At 44.5% G+C, this 5,395-nt stretch carries 9 protein-coding genes and 1 pseudogene; 2 read left to right on the top strand and 8 right to left on the bottom strand.

Annotated features, from left to right (window positions below; genetic code table 11):
• The 4 genes from V6C93_RS28250 to V6C93_RS28235 all read right to left on the bottom strand — a co-directional run.
• The coding region (locus V6C93_RS28250; protein WP_333480004.1) for a PD-(D/E)XK nuclease family protein at positions 1-780 on the bottom strand (780 nt) is incomplete at its 3' end.
• Positions 781-782: 2 nt separating this feature from the next.
• On the bottom strand, positions 783-1,307 hold the full coding sequence (locus tag V6C93_RS28245; RefSeq protein ID WP_333480003.1) for a hypothetical protein: 525 nt from the start codon (positions 1,305-1,307) through the stop codon (positions 783-785).
• 139 nt (positions 1,308-1,446) lie between these two features.
• Positions 1,447-1,677 carry a type II toxin-antitoxin system HicB family antitoxin gene (locus V6C93_RS28240; RefSeq protein WP_333480002.1) on the bottom strand — a complete coding sequence of 77 codons (231 nt, stop codon included), beginning with the start codon at positions 1,675-1,677 and terminating at the stop codon, positions 1,447-1,449.
• Positions 1,674-1,904: a type II toxin-antitoxin system HicA family toxin gene (locus V6C93_RS28235; protein WP_192222259.1), complete on the bottom strand. Its 231-nt coding sequence runs from the start codon at positions 1,902-1,904 to the stop codon at positions 1,674-1,676. Before V6C93_RS28235 ends, V6C93_RS28240 begins: the two co-directional genes overlap by 4 nt.
• 364 nt (positions 1,905-2,268) lie before the next feature.
• Here V6C93_RS28235 and V6C93_RS28230 point away from each other — a divergent pair, with 364 nt between their 5' ends.
• Positions 2,269-2,790, top strand: a complete 522-nt coding sequence (locus V6C93_RS28230) for a DUF393 domain-containing protein (RefSeq protein ID WP_333480001.1) — start codon at positions 2,269-2,271, stop codon at positions 2,788-2,790.
• 67 nt (positions 2,791-2,857) lie between these two features.
• On the opposite strand, the gene V6C93_RS28225 is transcribed toward V6C93_RS28230, so the two are convergent.
• From V6C93_RS28225 to V6C93_RS28210, 4 genes are all read right to left on the bottom strand, one after another.
• Entirely contained in the window at positions 2,858-2,998 is a 141-nt protein-coding gene (locus V6C93_RS28225; RefSeq protein ID WP_333480000.1) for a hypothetical protein, read from the bottom strand.
• Between the two features lie 267 nt (positions 2,999-3,265).
• Complete coding sequence (locus tag V6C93_RS28220; RefSeq protein ID WP_333479999.1) at positions 3,266-3,472, bottom strand: hypothetical protein; 207 nt, start codon at positions 3,470-3,472, stop codon at positions 3,266-3,268.
• The gene (locus tag V6C93_RS28215; protein WP_333479998.1) at positions 3,469-4,485 is read right to left on the bottom strand and encodes a fatty acid desaturase; all 1,017 of its coding nucleotides are present in this window, start codon (positions 4,483-4,485) and stop codon (positions 3,469-3,471) included. The genes V6C93_RS28220 and V6C93_RS28215 overlap by 4 nt, the downstream gene beginning before the upstream one ends.
• Before the next feature lie 84 nt (positions 4,486-4,569).
• The gene (locus V6C93_RS28210) at positions 4,570-4,710 is read right to left on the bottom strand and encodes a hypothetical protein (RefSeq protein ID WP_333479997.1); all 141 of its coding nucleotides are present in this window, start codon (positions 4,708-4,710) and stop codon (positions 4,570-4,572) included.
• Between the two features lie 65 nt (positions 4,711-4,775).
• Here V6C93_RS28210 and V6C93_RS28205 point away from each other — a divergent pair.
• Positions 4,776-5,395, top strand: a pseudogene (locus V6C93_RS28205) (ATP-binding protein); the annotation flags it as partial.

The raw sequence follows: 5,395 nt of genomic DNA, 5'->3' as shown, positions 1-5,395 counted from the left end.
TTCAATATGTTGATTAACTATCTCTTTAAGTTTTTCAGAAAGTTCTAATTGTAAGTCTGGACGATGTTCAAAAATCAAATCTAAGGCTTGTTTATGTTTCCTATAAATTTTTCTGCAAAGCTCAGCAATTTCTGAGTCACTCACGATATGCCTCCTTATCAAGTGAGAGTAATGGAGCATCAGTGTATAAACATCAGCACCTAATGTAGATTTATATTTTTCACGAATGTTATCAACTAATTCAGCAATTTTAGAGTAACTGTATACAATCCAATTTTCATCAGATGGTGGGGTACCTTCTGGCGAGAGATAAATCAAAATAGCTCGGCAATCTCCATACTCTTTAAATATATTTTTTCGGTATCGCTGCAATTGGTTTGAGTGTTCTCCAGAATCAATCTTATTTTCTATGGCACAAACTAAATGATTACTAGGAGAGTATATAAGAATATCAATATGTTTCCACTCCCGGCGAACTTCAGCATCTTTCAAATCAACTATATCTATATCAATCGGGCTAATTTTCAAATCTTTTAATTCTGTCGGCTCATCTGCCTCTAACAAGACTCGCTTCAGCAATCGCTTGAGAAAGATATCATCAAGCCTGTGATTCTGAGACGGATTCAGCAAAAATGCTAAAAAGTTTGAGTGACGTACTTCTTGCCGTACTACACCAATTGCTTCAAAAATATTGAACTGGGCGAGTTGGGCTTCCAGCTTATCTAAGTCTCCATTATCAACTACAAAACTTTCTAGCAACTCTCTTTCTCTATAACTCATGCTTATGTACTTAAATCATAAAACTTTAAAAAATTTTCTAAATTCCAGAATTCACTTTTATGGAATATATCTTGACGAATTTGGATGAAAACTTTTAAATCCTCTGTTAAATTAACAGGCTCCTCACTTTCAGATGGTACACCGTGGTTTTGTAGATGAGAGTCAGCAACGACAAGAAATGGTAAAAATCTATCTATCATCATCGTCCAATAATTACTATCATCACGGTTAGGTATCTTGTCTAATAGCTGTGCCACTTGTTGATGAGTTAAAGGGTAGAAAGCCAAACTGGAACCTCCTTCTTCTGGGTCATAGTAGTTTATGGTAGCTTCCCAATCCCAATAAAAGTTGTCAGTTACCTCCTTAAGGTGGTGAAAAAGGAGGTGCAACTCAGGTTGATCACCGTCTTCATTGGGTTCCAAATATTCAATATCACGCTCAAGTATCTCCCATAATATGAATGCCTCTTCTTCAAGTTCACAATCTAATAAAGTATGAGCTTTTTCAATTAATTCTGCATTCGTCATCTGTTATTTTCTGAGTTTTTCTATCCTTCTCCAGTCGCCAGGAAGAGAACACTTTCAACTCGTTTGTTCCAGCGAGGAAGAGCAAACAGGTTCACGATTTGCTTCTGTGCAGTATTGTGGTGGAATTCGATACACGCAACTAAGCAACCTGTAATGGCTTTGTGGGAAGAATTCTGGGTTCTGGTAGAGGTTTATTCTCCTCTATCAACATCTCCACAAAAGCCTCAATCACTTCTTGACCATTTTTGGCAGCTTCTTCATAAGTTCTACCATGCGTATGAAACTGCTGCCAGGGAAACTCAGGCAAGTGAACTAAGAAGAGCTGATCCTCCTCTGACCATTGAATCACCATGCTGTAGTGATAGCTCATTCTTCACCTTCTTCGTTTTCAATCTCTTCTAACTTTTTCAGCACCCGTTGAATATTTCTTTCTAAATATAGCGGAGCATCATCCCCATCCTTACCGGGGATGGTTAGGGGTTCTTCAGGTAGCAACGGATGTTTCCAATAAGTATGACTTCCTTTACCCCGACCTGGTTGAAGGACGTACCCAACTTTTGCCACCATTGCTTTCAATTCCCTTATTTTCTTTGGCATTACCCCTTAGTGCCAACTCCTTGTTTATTTTCTCTCAAGAGTTCGATCTGCTGCAGTACTTGACACGAGGGGAAGTGCGATCGCCTAAATGTTCCAGCAATGTTTGATAGTCCTGCCAGGTTCCAGGCACTCTCACAACTGCTCCTGCTGGCAACTCGATGGTATCGGGTTTGACGATCACATTAATTATCGGCAGCTTTCTTTATGAGCTAAGAACTATTATCACCATTGAATGGATGTTCGGTTTCCTTATGCAATCCTCAACTCGTTACAATTAGTAACAAAGCAAGTCAGCACAATCTCCATCTCCTTGTCCAGGAGATTTTTAACAAGATTCCAACGCTAATTGATTCTTCCACTACTTATGCCCTCATCGAATACCCAACTCCACGAATCCGTTGAAGTCGCCACTGTGCCTGAACAGCCGTCCTGGCAAATCAAATTGCTGTACGACGGTGAATGTCCCTTGTGTGTGCGAGAAGTCAACTTCTTGAGAAAACGCGATGCAGGCCGAGGAAAAGTGGCATTTGTGGACATTGCCGACGATGACTATACTCCCTCTTCACATGGTGGGGTAGACTTTGAGACGGCAATGGGGCGAATCCATGCTGTACTCCCCGACGGCACTATCATCAAAAATGTGGAAGTCTTTCGTCGAGTCTACGAAATCCTGGGAATGGGGTGGATCTATGCTGCCACCAAGTTACCTGTGATTGGTTGGATTGTGGATACCCTATACGAAATCTGGGCTGACTGGCGACTGGCTGTCACGGGACGACCGGACTTAGCGACTATTATGAGCGATCGCCAGAAGCGGATTGAGTGCAACACACTCCAACGTTGCCGATTGACCGATGATGATGTTGGGGTCTATCGAACACTATGAGTTGATGCACCGAACTTTATTGTGCTATTCCCTCAATGGCAATGCCTCGACATTCAGCAGGGGGGGGCTAATCCTGGGTTGTCCAAACCGCTGCGAGGTATTCACGTTGATTGGCGTCTATTTTCTTCACCCAAATCATGTGCAGTTTGGCTCCTGCTTTCTTGATAGTTGGGTTAGAGGTAGTACTGGAGTGATTGAGAAGCTGCATATTAAACTCCTTAACCAGTTGTTAACCTACAAACTCAACAATAGCAGCCTATCACCACCTTGTTGGGTGATTTAAGAATATCGGGTGGTGTGACTTGAGAGCCATTTATCAGTGATCTATATTATTAAGGACGCTTAACAAGCCAGCTACCCCTCAGCGAGTGGGGAGACTCTCGGATGCCGATATTATGAGGATTCACAACTCATTAAGTAGTGGTAGCGATCGCTTCTGCTGTTTCAGTGAGATTCTCCTACTGTAAGCACACCCTTAAAGCCATCTGGTTTCAAAGCTGTCTTGCCCATCCCCATAAACCAACCCCCCATAGTCTTGCCACCGTGCTAATGCTTCCGGGGTGAGTTCAGGAGCGTGCAAAACACTCAAGTTTTCCTCTAATTGCGCTCTCGTTGCTGGTGCAGTGAGAGCCAGGTGTACAGCTTTTTGGTGTAGGGCATATCGATAACAACCAGCTCTCATTTTACAGAAATCATATGATTACGACCTGTTGCTTCAGACGGGTTAACTCCACCAATTAAACAGGGGTGATGACTCAACCCGTAGGTTGACTTGAGGTAACCTTCATCCAATTGCATGAGAGGAAGACTCTGCTGTTGCAACACTCCTTGAATGCGTTGAAACGCTTCTGCAAGCTGGTTAAAGGGAATACTAGGAAAAGCATGATGTACAGCATGATAGTTCAGCCCCCCCATTAACCATCCAAGCAAGGAACTCGTCTTGAGATTGCGGCAAGCATAAAGCTGGGTCAGTTGGTGTCCTGTAAACTTTCCCCAAAGTGCATAGTGTTCCAAGTGGTCTCGTGCCTGTAGCACCACTCCAATCACCCGTTCCAGAATCAACCAAAATAAGAAATAATGCAGTAGTTTTCCTGGAGCGATCGCAAAAGTCAGCAGAACACCATGTACTAGCAGCATACCCGTTACATCAAGCAGCAGTTGGAAGCGCAGGCGAGGCACTAACTTCTGAAAGCGCACAGCATTGACAAACGTCTTAATAATTAGCCCAATTCCCCCCAGCAGGAAAATATCGCAGCTCCACTGATGACGCACGTACCATCGCAGTAAAGGGGAAGCTTGCTGGTACTCTTGCTCTGTCCACTGCACTCGTTCCGGGTCTCGCAAGTCAATCCCGTTCCAGCCATGATGTAAACGGTGCAGTTCTGCATACAGACCGTAAGGCCACAACATCGGCCAACTCATCAGCCGAGGCATGACAGTATCGAACCACGTCCATCCCGTCAACCTCTGATGCGCCATATCATGGGTGCAGATGAGCCAGAAGGCATAGAAAAGCCCTGCCAGTATTGTTGCACTCCACAACACGAGTTCATTTGAGGTTGACCAAGCTAACGTTACTAGGCTGAGGAACATCGAACCCAGTACGCTAAAGCGTAGCAGCCCTGCCCAAGGATTGATTTGATGTAAGTCGGCGGTGACTTTCTCTAACTCTGCAAACAGACTTGTCTTCGTCATGGTGCGATCGCCAACGAGATTCGTTACTTATGATATAGGGTGGACATTCTCCACCGACTCTTATCTTTGAGTCGCCAGCGATATTCAACTGGAAATGGGTATTAACTGCATTTCCAGCAATTGAGCAAACATCCGAAATCTGTCCCAACCGCTTTGTAGAGACTGGGAAGCGATCGCCTGTGGCGCTGTGCTGAACTTCGTTCCGCTTTGCTGCGACGGCACCATGCTACGCAAACGCTAACGCGCAATCATGCGATCGCTGCAACAGAAAACTAGGAGACGGCATCAGCGTGAAAATCAAAAAGCTCATGCTCAAGGCACTCAGCCTTCCCACGACGGCTATTGCCTACCGCGTCAGTCAGGAATTAGCTGCACTGTATCCCGATAAGGCACTGGTTGAGGGCAGCGAATGTTCCTTCAATCTACAAGCCTATGCCCACGCCGAAAAATGTACCATTGAGCAGAAAGTCTCGGTTCACAACCAAATTGCTACCAACTGGGATGGCATGGAACACCACATCCATAAAGGTGCTGTGAACGCTTGGTTTGAGGTGGCATGGCAAGGAAATACACTCGATGTCCTCATCATGAGTTGGCGAGAGCGTTGGGATAACATTCAGTGTTACTGGATTCTGGCGGATACCAAAGAAATTGCAGAATCCTTCTTGGCTGCCGTTTGTGAGTGGAACGGGCAGATTCGTGAAGAGGTTCTAGTCTTTGAAGAAGGTCATTGGAGCAAAAGTCCTGACCTATTTCGAGCCATTAAAGGTGCAAACTTCGATAACCTCATCTTACGCGGTAGTCTTAAACAAGAGATTCAAGATGACCTAACCAACTTCTTCGCATCACGCCAGACTTACGAAACCTACGGTGTTCCCTGGAAGCGGGGCATTTTGTTCATCGGTACTCC

It is taken from the genome of Allocoleopsis sp., from assembly GCF_036703385.1.
Classification (GTDB): Bacteria; Cyanobacteriota; Cyanobacteriia; order Cyanobacteriales; family Coleofasciculaceae; genus Allocoleopsis.
Note: the sequence above shows the minus strand (reverse complement) of the source record. Positions and strands in the feature narration are given on the sequence as shown.

Excerpts from the sequence above, each read along its gene's own strand:
- V6C93_RS28240 (WP_333480002.1), bottom strand. The coding sequence starts at position 1,677 with ATGAGCTATCACTACAGCATGGTGATTCAATGGTCAGAGGAGGATCAG.
- V6C93_RS28215 (WP_333479998.1), bottom strand. The coding sequence starts at position 4,485 with ATGACGAAGACAAGTCTGTTTGCAGAGTTAGAGAAAGTCACCGCCGAC.
- V6C93_RS28230 (WP_333480001.1), top strand. The coding sequence starts at position 2,269 with ATGCCCTCATCGAATACCCAACTCCACGAATCCGTTGAAGTCGCCACT.
- V6C93_RS28235 (WP_192222259.1), bottom strand. The coding sequence starts at position 1,904 with ATGCCAAAGAAAATAAGGGAATTGAAAGCAATGGTGGCAAAAGTTGGG.
- V6C93_RS28245 (WP_333480003.1), bottom strand. The coding sequence starts at position 1,307 with ATGACGAATGCAGAATTAATTGAAAAAGCTCATACTTTATTAGATTGT.
- V6C93_RS28220 (WP_333479999.1), bottom strand. The coding sequence starts at position 3,472 with ATGAGAGCTGGTTGTTATCGATATGCCCTACACCAAAAAGCTGTACAC.
- V6C93_RS28225 (WP_333480000.1), bottom strand. The coding sequence starts at position 2,998 with ATGCAGCTTCTCAATCACTCCAGTACTACCTCTAACCCAACTATCAAG.
- V6C93_RS28210 (WP_333479997.1), bottom strand. The coding sequence starts at position 4,710 with ATGGTGCCGTCGCAGCAAAGCGGAACGAAGTTCAGCACAGCGCCACAG.